Source organism: Achromobacter sp. SLBN-14 (genome assembly GCF_006715415.1).
Classification (GTDB): domain Bacteria; phylum Pseudomonadota; class Gammaproteobacteria; order Burkholderiales; family Burkholderiaceae_B; genus Achromobacter; species Achromobacter mucicolens.
On record NZ_VFNE01000001.1, the window covers coordinates 610,876 to 627,697 of the forward strand.

The window sequence follows — 16,822 nt, forward strand, 5'->3', positions numbered from 1 at the left end:
AATGGCCTCCTGATGCAGGAGGCCATTTTTTTTGCCCCGCCGCCAGGCCAGTGAACAAGCGCCTTTGAGCCTGCCCCCCAACTGCGCAAGGCACGCGCCGGCGCACGCGCACGCGGCCCGACATTCATCCGGCAGCCAGCGGCCCTGGTGTATGGTTGCTGCATTCCGAAAAGCGGAGACGGACATGAACTGGATAGCCGGCCGATTCACGGCCTTTCTGTTGACCCTTGCAGGCGCGGCCATCACCGCGGCCCTGGCCGCCACCGCGTCGTTGTGGTGGCTTGCGGCAGCCGTGCCGCTGGCGCTGCTGGGCGCGCTGGGCGTGTACGACCTCATCCAGCCGCGGCACGCCATCCGCCGCAATTATCCGGTCATCGGCAACCTGCGATTCCTGTTCGAATTCATCCGCCCCGAGATCCGCCAGTACTTCCTGGAGGACGACACGCAGGCCTCGCCGTTTTCGCGTGCGCAGCGTTCCATCGTCTACCAGCGCGCCAAGCGCGAGATCGACAAGCGCCCCTTCGGCACGCAGGAAGACGTCTACGGCGACCGCTACGAATGGATCAACCATTCCATGTCGCCCTCGCATATCAACGACACCGACTTTCGCGTCACCGTGGGCGGGCCCGACTGCACGCAGCCCTATTCCATGTCGGTGTTCAACGTGTCGGCCATGAGCTTTGGCGCGCTGTCGGCCAACGCGGTGCTGGCGCTGAACGAAGGCGCGCGGCAAGGCGACTTTGCGCACGACACCGGCGAAGGCGGCATCAGCCGCTACCATCGCCAGCCGGGCGGCAGCCTCGTCTGGAACATCGGCTCGGGCTATTTCGGTTGCCGCGACGAGCACGGCGCGTTTTCGGAAGAAGCGTTTGTGCGCAACGCCTGTACGCCGCAGGTCAAGATGATCGAGATCAAGCTGTCGCAAGGCGCCAAGCCGGGCCACGGCGGCATCCTGCCGGCGGGCAAGGTGACGATCGAAATCGCCGAGGCGCGGGGCGTGGCGCCTTGGCAGGACTGCAATTCGCCCGCCAGCCATTCCGCGTTCGACAGTCCGATCGGCCTGATGAAATTCGTGGCGCGCCTGCGCGAGCTCTCCGGCGGCAAGCCCGTCGGCTTCAAGTTCTGCGTGGGGCATCCCTGGGAGTGGTTCGCCATCGTCAAGGCGATGCTTGAAACCGGCATCACCCCGGACTTCATCGTGGTGGACGGCGCGGAAGGCGGCACGGGCGCGGCGCCCGTAGAATTCGTGGATCACGTGGGCACGCCGCTGCGCGAGGCGCTGCGACTCGTGCACAACACGCTGATCGGCGTGAACCTGCGCGACCGCATCAAGCTGGGCGCGTCCGGCAAGATCATCACTGCGTTCGACATGGCCCGCGTGATGGCGATGGGCGCCGACTGGTGCAACGCCGCGCGCGGCTTCATGTTTGCCATCGGCTGCATCCAGGCCCAGGCCTGCCACACCGGCAAATGCCCCACCGGCGTCACCACGCAGGACCCGCTACGTCAACGCGCGCTGGTGGTGCCGGACAAGGCACAGCGCGTGGCCAATTTTCACAAGAACACGCTGCATGCACTTGCCGAGCTGCTGGCCGCGGCCGGCCTGACCCACCCGGGCCAGTTGCGCCCGCACCATATCGCGCGACGCATCTCGCCCAGCGAAATCCGCCTCTTGTCCGCGCTGTTTCCGGAGCTGGCGCCTGGCGAGCTGTTGCGCGGCGAGTTCCGGCACCAGGTCTTCCGCGCAGGCTGGGCGATGGCGCAGGCGCAGTCGTTTCAGCCCACCCACGACATCACCACGGCCCTGGCGCGCGAGCACGCCGCACAGGCCGCCGCGGCCGGCAACTCCTGAACGGCGCTGACGGGCGGCGCGGACAGGATCCGAGCCGCCGGCGCACCCGCTACAACCAGCGCTCGAACATGCGCGAGAACGACTCCATGAAGCGGTCGTCCAGGCCGCGCTCCTTCCAGGCCTTGGGCGTCACCTGCACGGCATCGGCCACGTCGCGCTGGAACAGCGCCTCCATCTCGGCCGCGAACTCCGGTCCCAGCACCACGGCGTTGATCTCGTAGTTCAGCGCAAAGCTGCGCCAATCCATGTTGCTGGACCCCACGGTCGACCAGACGCCATCGACCACCGCCGTCTTCGCATGCAGCAAGGCGTCACGGCGTTCGTAGATCTTCACGCCAGAGCGCAGCAGATCGGTGTAGTGCGAACGCCCGGCATGAAACACCAGCGACGAGTCGCTGAAGCCCGGCAGCACCAGCACCACGTCCACCCCGCGCCGCGCCGCGGATTGCAGCACCTCGATGAACGCCGGATCCGGCACGAAGTACGCCATCGTGATGTGGATAGATTTCTGCGCGCTTTCGAACGCCGACATCAACGTCAGATAGACGGTGTAGCCGTCGCTGCGATCGGGCTGGTTCGCAAGGATGCGCACGGCGGTGTCGCCGACCGCAGGCGCAACGTGCGAATCGCCGCCCTTGATGGGCTCCTTGGCCTGCGATTCCCAGCCGGCCTGCAACACCTGTTCCAGCTGCGCCACCGCCGGCCCTTCGATGCGCAGGTGCGTGTCGCGCCAGGGCGCGGAGTCGGCATCCTTGGCGGGCTCGCCCGCCTTGGCGCCCGAGCCGCCGCCGGATCCCGACGACCCGGAGCCGCTTCCGCCCGAGAACGATGACGACTCGTACACGCTGCTGACGTTGATGCCGCCCAGGTAGCCCACCTTGCCGTCGACGACCAGCACCTTGCGGTGGTTGCGCTGATTCGGCGACCAGCCGGCGCGCGCGTTGACCGGATTGACGGGATTGAAGACCGCCACCTGCACGCCCGCGTCGCGCATGCGCTGGAAGAGGTCATCGGGCGTCTTGATCGTGCCGACCGCGTCCACCATCAGCGACACCTCGGCGCCGCGGTTGCGCGCCGCGATCAGCGCGTCTGCAAAGCGATTGCCTTCCGCATCATCGTCGAAAATGTAGGTTTCCATGTGCACGTAGCGGCGCGCCTGGGCGATGGATTGGAGCATCGCCTTGTACGTGCTGGGCCCGTCGGCAAGCAGGCGCACCCGATTGCCCTTGGCCAGCGGCGCGCCGCTGACCGCCTGCTCAACCGCCAGGTGCCGTGCAAGAAAATCATCCTTGGGGGTTTGAGGGTCCGCAGCAATGCCTTGCCCGCGACGATAGCTGTCCTGTGCCGCATCCGCGGACAGGCCTGCTTGCGCGGCGCGCGCGTGCCGCTCCTGCGCGTCGGGGACGCTGGCGCAGGCGGCGAGCACGGATGCGACGCACGCAAACAGGACGGCGCGCGCCCAGCGGCGCGCGTCGGTCGTCAGTGCTTGCAGGGCATTGCGCGGCCCACCCCGGCTCAATGCCGGTAATGGGCTCATGATGCGTCTCTAGCGTCGATTACCCGCCACGAAAATGCAGCCGAGCACGGCGCCCACTATCGCCGCCACGCCGACCGACTTCCATGCATTCTCATGCACGTATTCGTCCGCGTAAGCGGTGGCCCGGCGGGCTCGTTCGCGGGCGACGCCTTCCCAGCCGCCAGCGGATTCACGCGCATCGGCGAGCTGGCGCTTCAAGCGCGCGCGCGCCGCTTCGATTTCGGAGCCCGTATACGACGCGGTCGAACGCAAAAGGTCTTCCGTGCCGGCGAGCAGCTCGTGGAAGCTGTCATTCACGCGTTCACGATGCAAAGCCATTTCAGCGCGCTGGTGCTTTCGATTCATGCTAGCTCCTTCGATTTTTTCTTGGAAGTCCCATTGTCCACACCAACGGCCCAAAACTGCCCGAGCTTTCGCAACCAGCGGTAAACCGATATTTCAGCGGCCCGAAACTTGCTGATGGCGGAGTCGGAACGCCCGCGCGTGACCTTGCAGCCCCTTCCCGTATTCCGCCAAACGCGGTTTCGATTTCGTAAAAGTCCATTGCATTCAGAGGCCTGGCGCTTGACACGCAAACCCCCTCAGCCGCCACAATGAGTCTTTGCAATGCGCTTCAACCGCCCCAAAAAGGAACTGAACGCATGGTTTCTCCTTCCGCACTCCTTGCCGCCGTCGCCCCCGAATTCATCGCGCAGGAGCCGCAGCACCCCAGCGCCGAGCAGATCGAATTGCACGAAGGGCTGCTCGACAGTGCCGCCCACATCGATCCCAAGTTCCTGTACGACGCGCTCGGCTCGTCGCTGTTCACGGCCATCACACAACTGCCCGAATACTATCCAACGCGTTGCGAAGACGAGATCTTCCAGCGCCACGGCAAAGATATCGCGCGCCACGTTGGCCCCGTGCAGGCCATGATCGACCTGGGCGCCGGCGATTGCGTCAAGGCCGAGCGGCTGTTCGCCAGCCTGCGGCCCAGCCACTATGTGCCCGTCGATATCTCGGCCGACTATCTGCAGGCAGCCGTGCGGCGCCTGAAGCTTTCGTATCCGGACATGCGGATCACGGCTGTCGGCCAGGATTTCTCGCATGAACTGGCGATGCCCGAAGGCGTTCCGGCACAGCAACGCCTGTTCTTCTATCCCGGCTCCAGCATCGGCAATCTGGGTCCCGATGCCGCGTATGCCATGCTGCGGCGCATCCGCGAAGCCTGTCCCGGCGGCGGACTCGTGGTCGGCGTCGATCGGGTCAAACCGAAGAGCGTGCTGGAACCGGCGTATGACGACGCCCTGCACCTGACGGCCGCGTTCAACCTGAATCTGCTGCGCCACGTGAACACCGTGCTCGGCAGCGATTTCAATGTCGATGACTGGCGCCACGTGGCGCTCTTCAACAGCGAACGTTCGCGTGTCGAAATGCACCTGGAGGCGCAGCGCGCCGTGCAAGTTGCCTGGCCCGGCGGCCATCGCGAGTTCAAGGCCGGCGAACGGATCCACACCGAGAACTCCTACAAATTCACGCCGCAAGCCTTCAGCGATCTGCTTCACCGCGCGGGCTTTCGCGACATCGCGCACTGGTCGGACGCCCGCGACTGGTTTTCTGTTTTCAGCGCCCGCGCCTGACGCAGGGCGCCCACGATTCTGGAGATATCCCCATGGACCCCGCATGCCTGCTGACTCATCCCGCCATCGGGCCTTATGCCAGCGGACAAGCCGGACAGCACGACCGGTACGACGCCGTACGCTCCACCACCGCCGCCTTGGCCGCGCCCTTGAGCGCGGAGGATTGCCAGGTGCAATCCATGCCCGATTGCAGTCCGGTCAAATGGCATCTGGCGCACACCACCTGGTTCTTCGAGACCTTCCTGCTGGCGCGCCATGACGCGTCCAGTCCGCCCTTCCATCCGCAATACCGGATGCTTTTCAACTCCTACTACAACGCCGTCGGCGCAAAACATCCGCGCCCCCAACGCGGCCTGTTGTCGCGCCCGCCGCTGTCGGAAGTGCTGCAATACCGGCAACATGTCGACCAAGCGATGCACCTGCTGATCTCGCGCCTGGGCGGCAACGATCCCGAATTCGACGCGCTGCTCGAGCTTGGCCTCAATCATGAGCAACAGCATCAGGAACTCATCCTGACCGATCTGAAGCACATGCTGTCGGCCAATCCGCTCAGGCCTGCTTACGTCGCGCCGGGCCAGCCCGCGCAGCCGCCCGCTACCACACCGGGCTGGACCCGGTACGACGGCGGCATCACGCGCATCGGCCACGACGGACGCGGCTTCGCCTTCGACAACGAAGGGCCGGCCCACGACGTCCTGCTGACGCCCTTCTCCCTGTCCGACCGCCTCGTGACGCAGGGCGAATACTTGGCCTTCATGCAGGACGGCGGGTACCAGCGGCCCGAACTGTGGCTCTCGATGGGATGGGACATGGTGAGCGCACAAGGCTGGCGCGCCCCGCTGTATTGGGAAAGCTCGGACGATGCGTGGCGCGTCTTCACGCTGCGCGGCATGCAGGATCTGGAGCTGCACGCCCCGGTCACGCATGTCAGCTACTTCGAGGCCGACGCCTACGCTCGCTGGGCCGGCGCGCGCCTGCCGCGCGAAGCGGAATGGGAACACGCCGCGCGCCAGTTGTCGGAAGACACCTATTCGGCCCGCGCGAACATGCTTGAAAACGGTCACCTGGACACGCGCCCTGCCCCGGCGCGCCACAGCCAGGGCGGTCCCGTGCAATTGTTCGGCGACGCGTGGGAATGGACCTCAAGCGGCTATGACGCCTATCCCGGGTTTCAGCCCAGCGCGGGCGCCGTCGGCGAATACAACGGCAAGTTCATGTGCAACCAGTACGTGCTGCGGGGCGGCTCGTGCGCAACGCCGCGCGACCACATCCGGCCCAGCTACCGCAACTTCTTTCCGCCCGAGGCGCGCTGGCAGTTCTCGGGCATCCGCCTCGCGCGGGATGCCTGAAGGGCGGCTCGCGACCGCACCAACGCTGGCTGAACTTGACCTCCAGACCGGCCGAAAAAATTTGGCCTGGGCCCACTTGCACTCCAAAAAAACTTCGTGCTAGAATTTCGTTCTTCGTTGAGCGGCACTTGCAACGCAAACCGAACGGCGAAAAAAGGATGGCGCATTAGCTCAGCCGGTTAGAGCGACGGAATCATAATCCGCAGGTCCCCTGTTCGAATCAGGGATGCGCCACCAAGAAATTTAAAAGGGCCCGCACACTGTGCGGGCCCTTTTGCATTCGGGCGGATTATCTACACCCGAAGCACCACATTAAACCCGATAGACCGCATCGCGGCGGCGGCCGCCCCAGGTGGCAGCCAGGCTCGCCACGAACGCGCCGATCAGCATCGACGCGAAGCCCCACAGCGCGAACGCCGCAGCAGCCTTGCGGGCTGCGTCTGCTGCTTCCTTGGCCTTCACCTTGGCTTCTTCCGCGGTCTTCTTGGCGTTCTGGATCGCCTCGTCGACGCGGCGCTGCGCCACGGCGGGTTCCACACCGGCCTGCGCGGCCACGACCTTCACCACGTAGTCGCGGTCGGCCGGCGTCATGTCGCCGCGGGTGATGCTCATCGCGACGATGCGGCCAACTTCGGCACGCGCCGCTTCAGGATCGGTGTTGGCCTCGGGACGTTCCGAGCGCATCAGGGTGTCGGTGAGATAGTCGGTTGCGTGCTCCATGCCACCGCCACTGCTCGCACCGGCAGCGCCGGCCGTCGCCGCCGCGGTTGCCGCCGTGCCGGCCGTGGCCGCCACCGAAGCGCCGGCCTTGGCAACGCCGGAAGCCATCGACGCGAGCGCGGAGCCCAGCAGCGCGGCGCTGACCACGGCGCTCAGCGCCCAGACCAGAAAGCCGTGCGCGGTGTCGCGAAAGTAGACCTCATCGGAATGCACGTCGACCCATTTCGTCCGCAGGCGCCCGGCGACATAGCCGCCGATGCCGTACGAAATGATCTGCGTGAGCAGCATCCAGACAATGATGCCAATGCCGATGGCGGGAGCCGACATGCCCTCCTCGCCCCAGGGCGAAACGGACAGAAAACCGAGGCCGGTGCCGCCGGCAAACAATGCAAGCGACAGCGCCGCGGCGATCACCGCGCCGGCGAATACCGCCGCCCACGACACGGCCGAAATGGCGGACTCACGTGGAGGCACGCCATCGGCATAAGGTTGGCTCAATGAAGACGTATTTTGCATGATCGATCCTTGTCCAGAGACTTACGCAGCCGCGCACACGCGGGTGCCAAAGCGGAAATGACGCACTGGCCTTCAGTGCCAGAACAGAGCCAGCAGGATGATGATGGGAATGGGCACGCCGAGCAGCCACAACAGGATTGAGCGCATGGAAACCTCCTTGCTTCGATGAAGGGATCGGAATTGAAGTAATGCTGGCCGCAATCAGGCCAGGTCGATGGTGCCGGGCGCGCGGGGATCCGGCGCGGGCGGCGTGGGGTCGATGACGTCGGGGTTGTCCGTGGGACGGCCCGGGTCCGGACGCGGATCGTCCGCAGGCGGGTTTCCCGGGAGCGCCGGATCGTCAGGCGTGAGATCGTCCGGTTGACCGGGCTCTCGATGCGGGATCTGGGACATGATTGCCTCTCCTCAAGCAGCGCAAGATGCGCCTTGCATGAGCATCAGCAAATGGCGTGCCCAAGACCGGTCAGTGGCCGGGCGCCATGGAAGGGCAGCGCGCGGCGTCAGTCCTTGCGTTTGCCGCCGCTTGGGGCTGGCGCGCGTTCGGACGTGTCGCTTGCGAGAAATGCAAGCACGGCGGCCTTGCCGGCCGTCGACGCCTCATCCTGGCTGGGATATCGCCTGTCCGAATAATTGGTGCTGCGCACATTGCCGGATTCGGGATCGAGCAAGGTAATGATCCACGCGAACTCGCCGGGCGAAAGCTGGCGGACCTGCAAGGTGGCGCGCGTGCCAGGGCGTAGTTTTTGCGGCATCTGGCGGCCTCTCGGGTGTTTTGATCACGCCATCGTAGCGCAATCGCGCCGCGATGCCGAAGCCTGTTCCGCCGTCAAAAATTGCTGCGACCGCACACGATTTTCATGCTGCACACTGCGCGGCAAATACGCCACAAAGCCGCCCGCCGGCAAGGAAAACCCTAGGGTGCAGTCTCGCAATACAGGCGCACAATCGACACAAACATCAAGACCGCACAGCGGCGCCGCATCCCCTAAATCAGGCGAGGACGGAGACAACATGACTTACGTAGCAGTTTTCTTGAGCTGTTTGATGGTTATGGGTATCGTCGCGTTGGTGATTCAAACGATACGAAGCGCAGGGCCCGAGCCCTTGCTGAAGATATCGGCGGCGATTGTCAGTTCCACTTTTGCATCGCTGCTGCTGGTTCCCTTGGGGTTCGCAGTCGCCCTGACGATGCTCGTCGAGTAAATCTCCCCCTCTCAGGACACGGCCCGGACTATCCGTTGCGGGCCGGTCTGCCGCGCGTCGCTGCCCAGCACAACAATGAACCGGCGGTGACCATTGCCACGCCCTGCCAGAACGACAGGGTGAGCGGCGTGGATAGCCACAGCGCGGCAAAGAAGGTGGAGAAGACCGGCGTGAAGTACGACGCGGTAGCCAGCAGGGTCAGGTTGCCCCGCAGTATTCCCACGTTCCACAGTGCATAGCCGCTTGCCATGGCGCCAGCGGCCACGCACAACTCGACCGTGGCGGGCGCGGCAAACACCAATGCGGGTTCCGCGCTGAACAGGTACTTGATCCACAAGACCGCTGCCGTGAGCATGAAAAACAGCGCGACGCCATTCTTGCCGTCCGCAAAGCGCTTGGTCACGTTGCAGTAAACGGCCCAGATGATGGCGCCGCTGAAGGCCAGTCCATAACTCAGAGGATTGCTCGACACATTCGCGGCGGTGCGTTCAATTGACAGCCCGCCCGTTCCGCCCACGACCCAGACGATGCCGCAAACCGACAACAAGATGCCCGGCGCCACCCACCAGCTCGCCCGCTGCCCATTGATGAGCATGGCGAACACCACCGTCAGGCATGGCCACAGGTAATTGACGATGCCCAGCTCGATGGCTTGCGCACGATCGGCCGCGAACCCCAGCGACAGCGACAGGCATATCTCATAGGCCACGAACAGCAGGCTGCCCACGATGAGATACGACCGGGGAAACGTGCGCAGCTTGGGCAATCCCAGCAACAGCACCAGGAAGATGGACCCTCCCGTATAGATCAGCGCGGCGCCGCCAATGGGGCCGAAGTTTTCACTGACGCCCCGGATCAGGCCGACGACCGTGCCCCAGAGCAGGATAGCCAGCAGACCCAGGGTGGTGGCCGCGTTCCGGCCAGGATTCAATTGCATTACCGTTTCCGATTGCGCGCCGTGCATGCCCGGCAATCAGACCGGACCGGCGCCAAGGCGGCAAGTTTAGCGAAAACCAAACGGAGAAATAGCGGCATGGCCATTTCTACACGCAGGATGAGCGACGTGCTGGCAAGCACGGATTCGGGGCGCCTTTACCGCATTGAAGTGTTCTTGCGCGCGGACGAAGCGGGCGCCAGCCCCATGCCGCTTGCCGCATCGCGCTACATACTCAGAACGTCCGAAGGCGATCCTGTCGTCGCGCTGGACGACAGGCGCTATCGCTTGAAATCGGGCGAGGTCCTGACCGCGCTGTCGCCGCGCCAGGATATGTGACGCGCATGGCGACGGGCTGCGGACCTACTGGTCCTGCGCCACCCGGCGCTTGCCCAGGCCCTTGGCGCGGTACAACGCCACATCGGCCCGCTCGAGCAACTGCAACATGGTGGCGCCCGATTGGGGATACACCGCGATGCCGATGCTTGCCGACACCGCGACACGCACGTTGGGATACGGCAAGGACAGGCTCTCGACCAGGGCCTCGGCCACCAGCCGCGCGTTCTCCTGGTTGGCGCCCAGCAGCAGCACCGCGAATTCGTCGCCGCCCAGCCTTGCCGCCACGTCCGAGACCCGGATGGCGCTGGCCATGCGATCGGCCGCCTCTTTCAGGACCGTGTCGCCGGCCGCGTGCCCGTGCATGTCATTGACCGCCTTGAAGCCGTCCAGGTCGATCGCCAGGATCGAGAACGAATCGCCGCTGCGCTGGGCGACCGCCAATTCACGCAGCACCAGTTCCCCGAACAGCACCCGATTGCACAGGCCGGTGAGCGGATCGTAGTGCGCCAGGTGCTGGGCGCGCGCCAGCTTGCGCGACGCCTGCAGCATGGCAGCGCCCACCTCCTGGGCTTCCTTGATGCGCGTGGCGGGCAGGTCCACGGTCCGGCCTTCGCCCAGCGCGAGCGCCGGCGCGACCAGCCCCTGCACGGCCGACGTGAGCCGGCTAGCAAGCCTGAGCGCCAGCCACAACCCCAAACCGAACGCGAACAACGTACCCAGACCAATCCACGCGATGGAGCGGTACAGGTCCGTGGTCAGCAACTGCATGGGCGCGCCGGCGGCGACCGTCCAGCCCGACAGCGTCGACCGGCTGAACGCGGTATAGACGGGCGTGCCTTCCTTGGTGATCGTCTCCAACGAGCCTTCGCCTTCCTGCTGCACGGCGCGGGCCAGCGCCGGCACCGCTTTCTGGCCCACAAATTTGGAGGTGTCGCGGGTGCGGGCGATGATGGTTCCCGAGCCGTCCAGCACGGCGGCCACCCAGCCCTCGGGCAGGGCGCGGCGGCCCAGGACGTTGCCGATGCGCTCGGGCGACAGTCCCACGTTCAGGCTGTACACCACCTCTCCGTCCCGCACGACCGGCACGCCCAGCGCGATGGTGGGGTCCTTGGTCAGGCCGCCGGTGAAGAGACTTGTCAGCACCGGCATGCGCGTCAGGAAGACGCGACCCAGTTCATCGGGCGCCCTGCCAGTTGGCAAGGCCGTGCCGTAGGGCACCTGCGTGTTGATGATCTGCCGGCCTTCCTTGTTCGTCAGCACGTAAGTGTCGGCGATCTGAAAGCGCACGGACTCGCGCGCGCGCCGATGGAAGCCGGCGAGATCGCCCTCGACCAGATCCGGCGAGGACGCCAGCATCTGCAAACCGGCTTCGACGCCGGTGAGTTCGCGATCCAGGATCGCCGTGAGATTGCGCGCCAGGAAGATCGTGTCGCGGTAGATCCGCTCTTTCTGGATGACGTAGCTTTCGTAGACGGCGACCGTCGCCACGATGAGCGCCGGGGTAATACAGGCAAAGACGAGGGCAAGCAGCCCCGTCCGCATGGAATAGCGGCGCGCCCGGCGGCGGCGCACGCCAGCAACCGTTTCGCCGTCAGCCATCGCGCGGCCTGCCCCTCGGTCTGCCCATCGCCCTGCTATCTCTCTTCCAGGTCCGGCGTGCCTGAAAACTGGCTCTTGAGCAGCGTCAGCGCACCTTTTTCAGCCAGCGCTTCGTTGGGAAACACGTGCTTGGTGTCTTCAAGAACCGGAAAGCCGAAGACGCGCACGCGTGCATGATATCCCTCGGGCGTTTCGGCGAACTCAATGTCGAAGTTGCGTTCCTCGATCCAGCCCGACCGATGCAGTTTCCATTCCATATCCGGCGCGCTCCTGTTTGGCGAAGTTGACACGAAAGGCCGGCCGCGGTTCGGCCAGCGCTGCTACACCTTACACCCGGCCGGGCGCACGCGGGCGCCCGGCGAGATCATTCGTCGCGGGACTGGCGATCCCTGGCAAGCGCTGCCTGCGCACGCGCGCCGGCGCCCCCGGACGCCGGCGGCGAACCGGCCACGGGGTTGCCCGGCAGCGGCGCGCTCACGGCGTGCACACCCCCCGGGTCGCCTGCCGCGGGCGAAAACAGATCCCAGCTTGCCATGAACAACGCCGCGATGAGCGGACCGATCACGAATCCGTTCAGCCCGAACAGCGCCATGCCGCCCAACGTGGAGATCAGGATCACGTAGTCCGGCATCTTCGTGTCCTTGCCCACCAGGATGGGCCGCAGCACGTTGTCGACCATGCCGATGACCAGCACGCCGAACGCAATGAGCACCGCGCCCTTGACCACGGCACCGGTCAGCAGGAAGTACACGGCTACCGGCGCCCAGATCAGCCCCGCCCCGATCGCGGGCAGCAGCGACAGGAAGGCCATGATGACGCCCCACAGCAGCGCACCCTGGATCGAGAGGATGGAAAAGATGATGCCGCCCAGCGCGCCTTGCGCCGCCGCGACCGCGACGTTGCCCTTGACGGTGGCGCGCACCACGGTCGTGAACTTGCGGAACAGGTGCTGCTTGTGCGTGTCGCTCAGCGGCACGGCACGGCGCAGTCGCGCCGACAGCAGCGGACCGTCGCGCAGCAGGAAGAACAGCAGATACAGCATGATGCCGAAGCTGACCACGAACTGGAACGTGTCCTGCCCGATGTTCAAGGCCTGGGTGGCCAGGAACTGGCTGGCCTGCATTGCACCGGCCGTCAGCTTGTCCTGCAGGCTGGCAATATCGGCCAGGTCAAAGCGCGCCAGCAATGCGTGCACGGACGGCGGCAGTGCGTCCATCGCCTGCTGGAAGTACGCGCCAAAGTTGATTTGCCCGGACTTGATGCTTTGGTAGAAATTTGCCCCTTCGTTCACGAGCGACCCGCTGATCACGACCAGCGGAAGAATCACCAGCAGCAGCACGAGCAGCAGCGTGATGAGCGCGGCCAGATTGCGCCGCCCGCCAATGCGCGCCACCAGACGGCGCTGCAACGGCGCGAAAAGGATGGCAAGAATGGTGCCCCAGAAGACGGCGCCATAGAACGGCCACAACAGCCAGCCGAACGCGATGGTGACCACCACGAGCAGGAGCACGAAGGTCCTGTAATGCACGCCTGAAGAATCGCTCATAGTCAGTCCAAGGCGCGGCATGCGCCGCAAGAGCCGCATTGTACAAAGCGCGGCCGGGCGCCGCTCGGATCGCGACAGGGCTGGCGCATGGCTAGGGCGCGGCCGAGCCCGCGCTGGCAGCCTGCAGCAGCGTTGCGCGCGCGGCTTCCAGCCCACCCGACTGCGCGTTCAATGCTTGCAACCGCTGGTTCAGCTCCTGTTGCAAGGTCGGCTTGGCCACCTTTGTTTGCCCATCTTCGAACTGGATGTCCGCGGCATTGGCCGCCACGAAGTCCGCAATGGCCAGCGCATCGCGGGCAATCGCATCCATCCGGGATGCCGCGTCGATCAATTCCCCGGCCGGCGCCGTCACCGCCTCGTCATAGACGCCGTCATAAACGGGCGCCAGGTCGGCGGGCAAGGCAAGATCCGCGCGCGCCTTGTCTGCCTTGCCGCGCGCCGCCTGAACCTGGGCGGCACTGCCGGCCAGCGTCTTGCGTGCGGCCTCCAGGCTGCCCCGGCGCGCCACGATCTCTTCAACGGACTGGATCGTCTCCACCGACAGCACCTCGCGCAGAGGCGCCGCCGCCTTGGCCAAGGCCTCCTGGAAATCCGTCATGACCTCGTACGCGTCGTCGTAGCCGCCAATGGCTTCCTTTTCCGACTTGCCCAGCATGCCGATCGGCACGAGCGTCACGTTGTTCATCCGACCCTGCAGCAACTGTATGAATGCGGCGCGCTCCTGCGGTTCCTTGTTGACGCACGCCGCCAGCAACATCGAGACGACCGCCATGCCTGTCACCCACGCGCGAACCCAAACCATGCGCATCCTGTTAGCACTCCGATTCCGCAGATTACGGCCGCACGGGGCGGGCCATTCCGGCAGATTATCCGGTAGCGCCGCCAATGGGGCCAGAAGGGGCGGAATTTGTTGCCATCGAAGCGAGTTGACACAGTGCGCGCCGCGCCGCGTGCCCGCGTCGCAGCCCTTGCGCATCCTCTAAAATCGAACATTCGGCGGCCGGTTGCCGCCTCTTCTCATTGCCTTGGCTGACGACATGACTCAGAACGCTTCCCCCCTGCCCTGGGGCTTCACCCTGCCGGATTGCCGCGGCGCAAACGCCCTGCTTCATTTCATGAATGACCTGGCGCGCGTGGTCAATCAATACCTGGGCCACGGCAAGTTGTCGGAGAAAGCGCTGGCGGATGCGCAAAAGGCGGTCAATGCCTTGCTCGAGCGCTATGTGGAAATCCAGGCGGCCCCGGAGGCCTTTGATGACGAACGTATCGAACTCGCCCTGGAAACCCAGCAGCAGCCCGATGGCACGACCGGCGCCCAGGTGGCGCTGCGCATGTCGCCACGCCTGGAAGGCCTGATCATCGAAGCCCAGCGACAGGCCCGCCCCGCAACGCACTAATAGGCAGGGCGCACGTCCTGCGCCCTCCTTTTCGAAAATGCTTGCATAATCGCTCAAATGTCGATAATATCGACGGTTGGATCTGAAAGAGCAGACCTTTGAGGGTCAGCCCGGCCAAGCTAAACGCCTGTGGCCACCCCCTGCCAAGATCCGCCCGACAGCGCTGGCGTCCTAGCGAAGTACAACGCAAAAAACGCAACCCCAGCGCCGCATCGGGAACGCCTTCACCCGTCCGCCAGTCCGGACCGGCATGAAGCAAACCCAACCCAAATGATGGCTTCACCCGCTACCACGCGGGCGTACACCAACGCGCCGGCAATCTTGTCTTTCGCCGCGCAGCCTGAATCGATGCCCTCCAAGACTGGACGAAAGCATCACTTCGCCGGACCCGGCGCGCAAAACACATGAGAATGCGCAAAAGGACGGCAGCAGCAATGCGTTAGTGTCATGTAGCGCGTGTCCAATCACATCCGGCGGACGCAGCGCATCAACGCACACTCATGGCGGCAATTTTCCCGCCCGGTGCGTTCACCATGGCAAGACGCAGCTTTTCCTATAACTAGAACCTAAAGAGAACACAACATGAACACTCGTTTCACCACCACCGACCTGATCCGACGCCCGGCCCACACGCAGCTCGATGACATGCCCATCCACATCGGCGACATCGTCTATCTGCAGCCGGCCGACGGCCCCGAGATTCGCGCCACGGTCATCTTCAATGCGCCGATCAACGGCACGACGACTTACACCACTGAAGTCGTGCCCTGCGGATCGGCCGTACAGAAGGCGCCGGGCCAACGCATCCGGTTCCGCCACGAGCACGTGCATCGCATCGAACCGGTGCGCCGCAACGCTCGCTGATCTGCCTCAAAACCGCCGCCTGACTAGTGCGGCGGTTTGCTTTGTGCGTGATAAAGTCCGGGCAACTCCAGTCCGCCGATCTCAACATGCAGAACAATCGTCTCGCGGTCCGTATCTGGGACCTCCCCACCCGACTCTTTCACTGGGCCCTCGTCGTCTGCATCGTCGGCGCGTTCGTCAGCGTCAAGATGGGCGGTCTGTACATGGACTGGCACGTGCGTTTCGGCTGTACGGCGCTGGGCCTGATCCTGTTTCGCCTGATCTGGGGCTTTGCCGGACCGCGCTATGCCCGCTTCGCGCATTTCGTGCGCGGCCCGGGCGCCGTGGTCCGCTACCTGAAGGGCGCCGCCGCGCCCGCCGGCCACAATCCGCTGGGCGCGCTGTCGGTCATGGCCTTGCTGCTGGTCGTGGGCTTTCAGGCGGTCAGCGGCCTGTTCACCACCGACGACATCATGACGCAGGGCCCGTTGTTCGGGTATGTCTCGGAAGCCACCGCCAGCGCAATGACGTCCTGGCACAAGCTCAACGAGTGGGTCATCATCGGCCTGGTCGCGTTGCACCTGCTGGCCGTCATCTGGTATGCGGTCGTGCGCCGCAAGCGTCTGGTGCGTGCCATCATCACCGGCAACGTCGACGCCAAGGATGTCCCGGCCGGCACGCCGCCCGCGCAGGATGGGCTGGCGGTCTGGCTGCGCGCCCTGGTGCTGGGCGCCTGCGTAACGGGACTGGTGCTGTGGATACGATCGCTCGAGATCGTGTCCGACATGTCCTTCTCCTGATCGGGCCCCCATGAAAAAAGCCCCTTGACGGGGCTTTTTGCTTTTTGCTTGATGGGCGGCGGGCCGGCACGGCCGGCCCGGCACCTTACTTCTTCTTGCGGTACGCGTCGTGGCAGGCCTTGCAGCTGGCGCCCACGTCGCCGAAAGCGGCGCGCAGCTTGTCCAGATCGCCTGCGTCGGCAGCCGCCGACAGCTTCACGATGTTGTCCTGAAACGCCTGCTGCTTCTGCTTGAAGCCCGCGGCGTCGCTCCAGATTTCCGGACGGGCGTCGCCGCCTTCCGTACCCGGACCGAAGCCTGCCCAAGGCAATGCCGACAGCGTCTTCAGCACATCGACGTTGGCCTTGATCTGCGCGGCGTCGTAGGGCGCCTGGCCCTTGACCACCGGCGCCATGCGGCCAAAGTGCGAGCCGATCAGCGAGAGCGCCGACTGGCGGTACTTGACCGCATCTTCAGGCTTGGCGAATTGCGCGGAGGCGGACGTCGCCAGCAGCGGACCCACCGTCATACAGGCCAGCGCTGCGAGCGTGGACAACTTCTTCATTGCGATCTCCCGTAGGTACAACGT

Annotated in this window: 19 protein-coding genes and 1 tRNA gene; 9 read left to right on the forward strand and 11 right to left on the reverse strand. The window is 65.1% G+C overall.

What is annotated here, in order from left to right; all coding sequences use genetic code 11:
* Positions 1–184: 184 nt before the first annotated feature.
* A complete protein-coding gene (locus tag FBY20_RS02755) occupies positions 185–1,852 on the forward strand; it encodes an FMN-binding glutamate synthase family protein (protein ID WP_062838448.1) in 1,668 nt (555 codons plus the stop codon).
* Between the two features lie 49 nt (positions 1,853–1,901).
* Here the strand turns inward: FBY20_RS02755 and FBY20_RS02760 are convergent, their stop codons facing one another.
* The gene (locus tag FBY20_RS02760; RefSeq protein WP_142049869.1) at positions 1,902–3,389 is read right to left on the reverse strand and encodes a phosphatidylserine/phosphatidylglycerophosphate/cardiolipin synthase family protein; all 1,488 of its coding nucleotides are present in this window, start codon (positions 3,387–3,389) and stop codon (positions 1,902–1,904) included.
* Positions 3,390–3,398: 9 nt separating this feature from the next.
* On the reverse strand, positions 3,399–3,734 hold the full coding sequence (locus FBY20_RS02765; RefSeq protein WP_056320053.1) for a YqjD family protein: 336 nt from the start codon (positions 3,732–3,734) through the stop codon (positions 3,399–3,401).
* Between the two features lie 296 nt (positions 3,735–4,030).
* Between FBY20_RS02765 and egtD the strand changes: the two genes are divergently transcribed.
* The 3 genes from egtD (at position 4,031) to FBY20_RS02780 (ending at position 6,594) form a co-directional block, all read left to right on the forward strand.
* A complete protein-coding gene (gene egtD, locus FBY20_RS02770) occupies positions 4,031–5,008 on the forward strand; it encodes an L-histidine N(alpha)-methyltransferase (protein ID WP_142049872.1) in 978 nt (325 codons plus the stop codon).
* Between the two features lie 32 nt (positions 5,009–5,040).
* Complete coding sequence (gene egtB, locus FBY20_RS02775; RefSeq protein ID WP_142049875.1) at positions 5,041–6,357, forward strand: ergothioneine biosynthesis protein EgtB; 1,317 nt, start codon at positions 5,041–5,043, stop codon at positions 6,355–6,357.
* A 160-nt stretch (positions 6,358–6,517) separates the two neighbouring features.
* A tRNA-Met gene (locus tag FBY20_RS02780) sits at positions 6,518–6,594 on the forward strand.
* 75 nt (positions 6,595–6,669) lie between these two features.
* On the opposite strand, the gene FBY20_RS02785 is transcribed toward FBY20_RS02780, so the two are convergent.
* From FBY20_RS02785 to FBY20_RS02795, 3 genes are all read right to left on the reverse strand, one after another.
* The gene (locus FBY20_RS02785; protein WP_142049878.1) at positions 6,670–7,593 is read right to left on the reverse strand and encodes a hypothetical protein; all 924 of its coding nucleotides are present in this window, start codon (positions 7,591–7,593) and stop codon (positions 6,670–6,672) included.
* 201 nt (positions 7,594–7,794) lie between these two features.
* Positions 7,795–7,986, reverse strand: coding sequence for a hypothetical protein (locus tag FBY20_RS02790; RefSeq protein WP_056320045.1), 192 nt, complete (start codon positions 7,984–7,986; stop codon positions 7,795–7,797).
* Positions 7,987–8,093: 107 nt separating this feature from the next.
* Positions 8,094–8,345 (reverse strand): hypothetical protein, encoded by a 252-nt coding sequence (locus FBY20_RS02795; protein ID WP_142049881.1) that lies wholly within the window; start codon positions 8,343–8,345, stop codon positions 8,094–8,096.
* A gap of 259 nt (positions 8,346–8,604) precedes the next feature.
* Here FBY20_RS02795 and FBY20_RS02800 point away from each other — a divergent pair, with 259 nt between their 5' ends.
* Positions 8,605–8,796 (forward strand): hypothetical protein, encoded by a 192-nt coding sequence (locus FBY20_RS02800; RefSeq protein WP_142049884.1) that lies wholly within the window; start codon positions 8,605–8,607, stop codon positions 8,794–8,796.
* Positions 8,797–8,824: 28 nt separating this feature from the next.
* Here FBY20_RS02800 and yddG read toward each other — a convergent pair whose 3' ends face one another.
* Complete coding sequence (yddG, locus tag FBY20_RS02805) at positions 8,825–9,733, reverse strand: aromatic amino acid DMT transporter YddG (protein ID WP_142049887.1); 909 nt, start codon at positions 9,731–9,733, stop codon at positions 8,825–8,827.
* A gap of 96 nt (positions 9,734–9,829) precedes the next feature.
* Between yddG and FBY20_RS02810 the strand changes: the two genes are divergently transcribed.
* Entirely contained in the window at positions 9,830–10,069 is a 240-nt protein-coding gene (locus tag FBY20_RS02810) for a hypothetical protein (RefSeq protein ID WP_056320036.1), read from the forward strand.
* Positions 10,070–10,093: 24 nt separating this feature from the next.
* On the opposite strand, the gene FBY20_RS02815 is transcribed toward FBY20_RS02810, so the two are convergent.
* From FBY20_RS02815 to FBY20_RS02830, 4 genes are all read right to left on the reverse strand, one after another.
* A complete protein-coding gene (locus FBY20_RS02815; RefSeq protein WP_056320032.1) occupies positions 10,094–11,668 on the reverse strand; it encodes a sensor domain-containing diguanylate cyclase in 1,575 nt (524 codons plus the stop codon).
* 35 nt (positions 11,669–11,703) lie between these two features.
* Complete coding sequence (locus FBY20_RS02820) at positions 11,704–11,925, reverse strand: hypothetical protein (RefSeq protein WP_056320030.1); 222 nt, start codon at positions 11,923–11,925, stop codon at positions 11,704–11,706.
* 107 nt (positions 11,926–12,032) lie between these two features.
* Entirely contained in the window at positions 12,033–13,214 is a 1,182-nt protein-coding gene (locus tag FBY20_RS02825) for an AI-2E family transporter (RefSeq protein ID WP_227741191.1), read from the reverse strand.
* A gap of 91 nt (positions 13,215–13,305) precedes the next feature.
* Positions 13,306–14,016, reverse strand: a complete 711-nt coding sequence (locus FBY20_RS02830) for a DUF3053 family protein (RefSeq protein WP_142049890.1) — start codon at positions 14,014–14,016, stop codon at positions 13,306–13,308.
* Between the two features lie 235 nt (positions 14,017–14,251).
* Between FBY20_RS02830 and FBY20_RS02835 the strand changes: the two genes are divergently transcribed.
* The 3 genes from FBY20_RS02835 to FBY20_RS02845 all read left to right on the forward strand — a co-directional run bounded on the left by FBY20_RS02835 (position 14,252) and on the right by FBY20_RS02845 (position 16,254).
* Entirely contained in the window at positions 14,252–14,611 is a 360-nt protein-coding gene (locus FBY20_RS02835) for a hypothetical protein (RefSeq protein WP_056320025.1), read from the forward strand.
* 582 nt (positions 14,612–15,193) lie between these two features.
* Positions 15,194–15,475: a hypothetical protein gene (locus FBY20_RS02840; protein WP_056320023.1), complete on the forward strand. Its 282-nt coding sequence runs from the start codon at positions 15,194–15,196 to the stop codon at positions 15,473–15,475.
* 86 nt (positions 15,476–15,561) lie between these two features.
* Positions 15,562–16,254 carry a cytochrome b/b6 domain-containing protein gene (locus FBY20_RS02845; protein ID WP_056320020.1) on the forward strand — a complete coding sequence of 231 codons (693 nt, stop codon included), beginning with the start codon at positions 15,562–15,564 and terminating at the stop codon, positions 16,252–16,254.
* 85 nt (positions 16,255–16,339) lie between these two features.
* On the opposite strand, the gene FBY20_RS02850 is transcribed toward FBY20_RS02845, so the two are convergent.
* Positions 16,340–16,798 (reverse strand): cytochrome c, encoded by a 459-nt coding sequence (locus FBY20_RS02850; RefSeq protein WP_056322645.1) that lies wholly within the window; start codon positions 16,796–16,798, stop codon positions 16,340–16,342.
* Positions 16,799–16,822: the final 24 nt, after the last annotated feature.

Excerpts from the sequence above, each read along its gene's own strand:
- FBY20_RS02760 (WP_142049869.1), bottom strand. The coding sequence starts at position 3,389 with ATGAGCCCATTACCGGCATTGAGCCGGGGTGGGCCGCGCAATGCCCTG.
- FBY20_RS02830 (WP_142049890.1), bottom strand. The coding sequence starts at position 14,016 with ATGGTTTGGGTTCGCGCGTGGGTGACAGGCATGGCGGTCGTCTCGATG.
- FBY20_RS02765 (WP_056320053.1), bottom strand. The coding sequence starts at position 3,734 with ATGAATCGAAAGCACCAGCGCGCTGAAATGGCTTTGCATCGTGAACGC.
- egtD (WP_142049872.1), top strand. The coding sequence starts at position 4,031 with ATGGTTTCTCCTTCCGCACTCCTTGCCGCCGTCGCCCCCGAATTCATC.
- FBY20_RS02810 (WP_056320036.1), top strand. The coding sequence starts at position 9,830 with ATGGCCATTTCTACACGCAGGATGAGCGACGTGCTGGCAAGCACGGAT.
- yddG (WP_142049887.1), bottom strand. The coding sequence starts at position 9,733 with ATGCAATTGAATCCTGGCCGGAACGCGGCCACCACCCTGGGTCTGCTG.
- FBY20_RS02795 (WP_142049881.1), bottom strand. The coding sequence starts at position 8,345 with ATGCCGCAAAAACTACGCCCTGGCACGCGCGCCACCTTGCAGGTCCGC.
- FBY20_RS02850 (WP_056322645.1), bottom strand. The coding sequence starts at position 16,798 with ATGAAGAAGTTGTCCACGCTCGCAGCGCTGGCCTGTATGACGGTGGGT.
- egtB (WP_142049875.1), top strand. The coding sequence starts at position 5,041 with ATGGACCCCGCATGCCTGCTGACTCATCCCGCCATCGGGCCTTATGCC.
- FBY20_RS02825 (WP_227741191.1), bottom strand. The coding sequence starts at position 13,214 with ATGAGCGATTCTTCAGGCGTGCATTACAGGACCTTCGTGCTCCTGCTC.
- FBY20_RS02800 (WP_142049884.1), top strand. The coding sequence starts at position 8,605 with ATGACTTACGTAGCAGTTTTCTTGAGCTGTTTGATGGTTATGGGTATC.
- FBY20_RS02785 (WP_142049878.1), bottom strand. The coding sequence starts at position 7,593 with ATGCAAAATACGTCTTCATTGAGCCAACCTTATGCCGATGGCGTGCCT.
- FBY20_RS02790 (WP_056320045.1), bottom strand. The coding sequence starts at position 7,986 with ATGTCCCAGATCCCGCATCGAGAGCCCGGTCAACCGGACGATCTCACG.
- FBY20_RS02840 (WP_056320023.1), top strand. The coding sequence starts at position 15,194 with ATGAACACTCGTTTCACCACCACCGACCTGATCCGACGCCCGGCCCAC.
- FBY20_RS02835 (WP_056320025.1), top strand. The coding sequence starts at position 14,252 with ATGACTCAGAACGCTTCCCCCCTGCCCTGGGGCTTCACCCTGCCGGAT.
- FBY20_RS02755 (WP_062838448.1), top strand. The coding sequence starts at position 185 with ATGAACTGGATAGCCGGCCGATTCACGGCCTTTCTGTTGACCCTTGCA.
- FBY20_RS02820 (WP_056320030.1), bottom strand. The coding sequence starts at position 11,925 with ATGGAATGGAAACTGCATCGGTCGGGCTGGATCGAGGAACGCAACTTC.
- FBY20_RS02815 (WP_056320032.1), bottom strand. The coding sequence starts at position 11,668 with ATGGCTGACGGCGAAACGGTTGCTGGCGTGCGCCGCCGCCGGGCGCGC.
- FBY20_RS02845 (WP_056320020.1), top strand. The coding sequence starts at position 15,562 with ATGCAGAACAATCGTCTCGCGGTCCGTATCTGGGACCTCCCCACCCGA.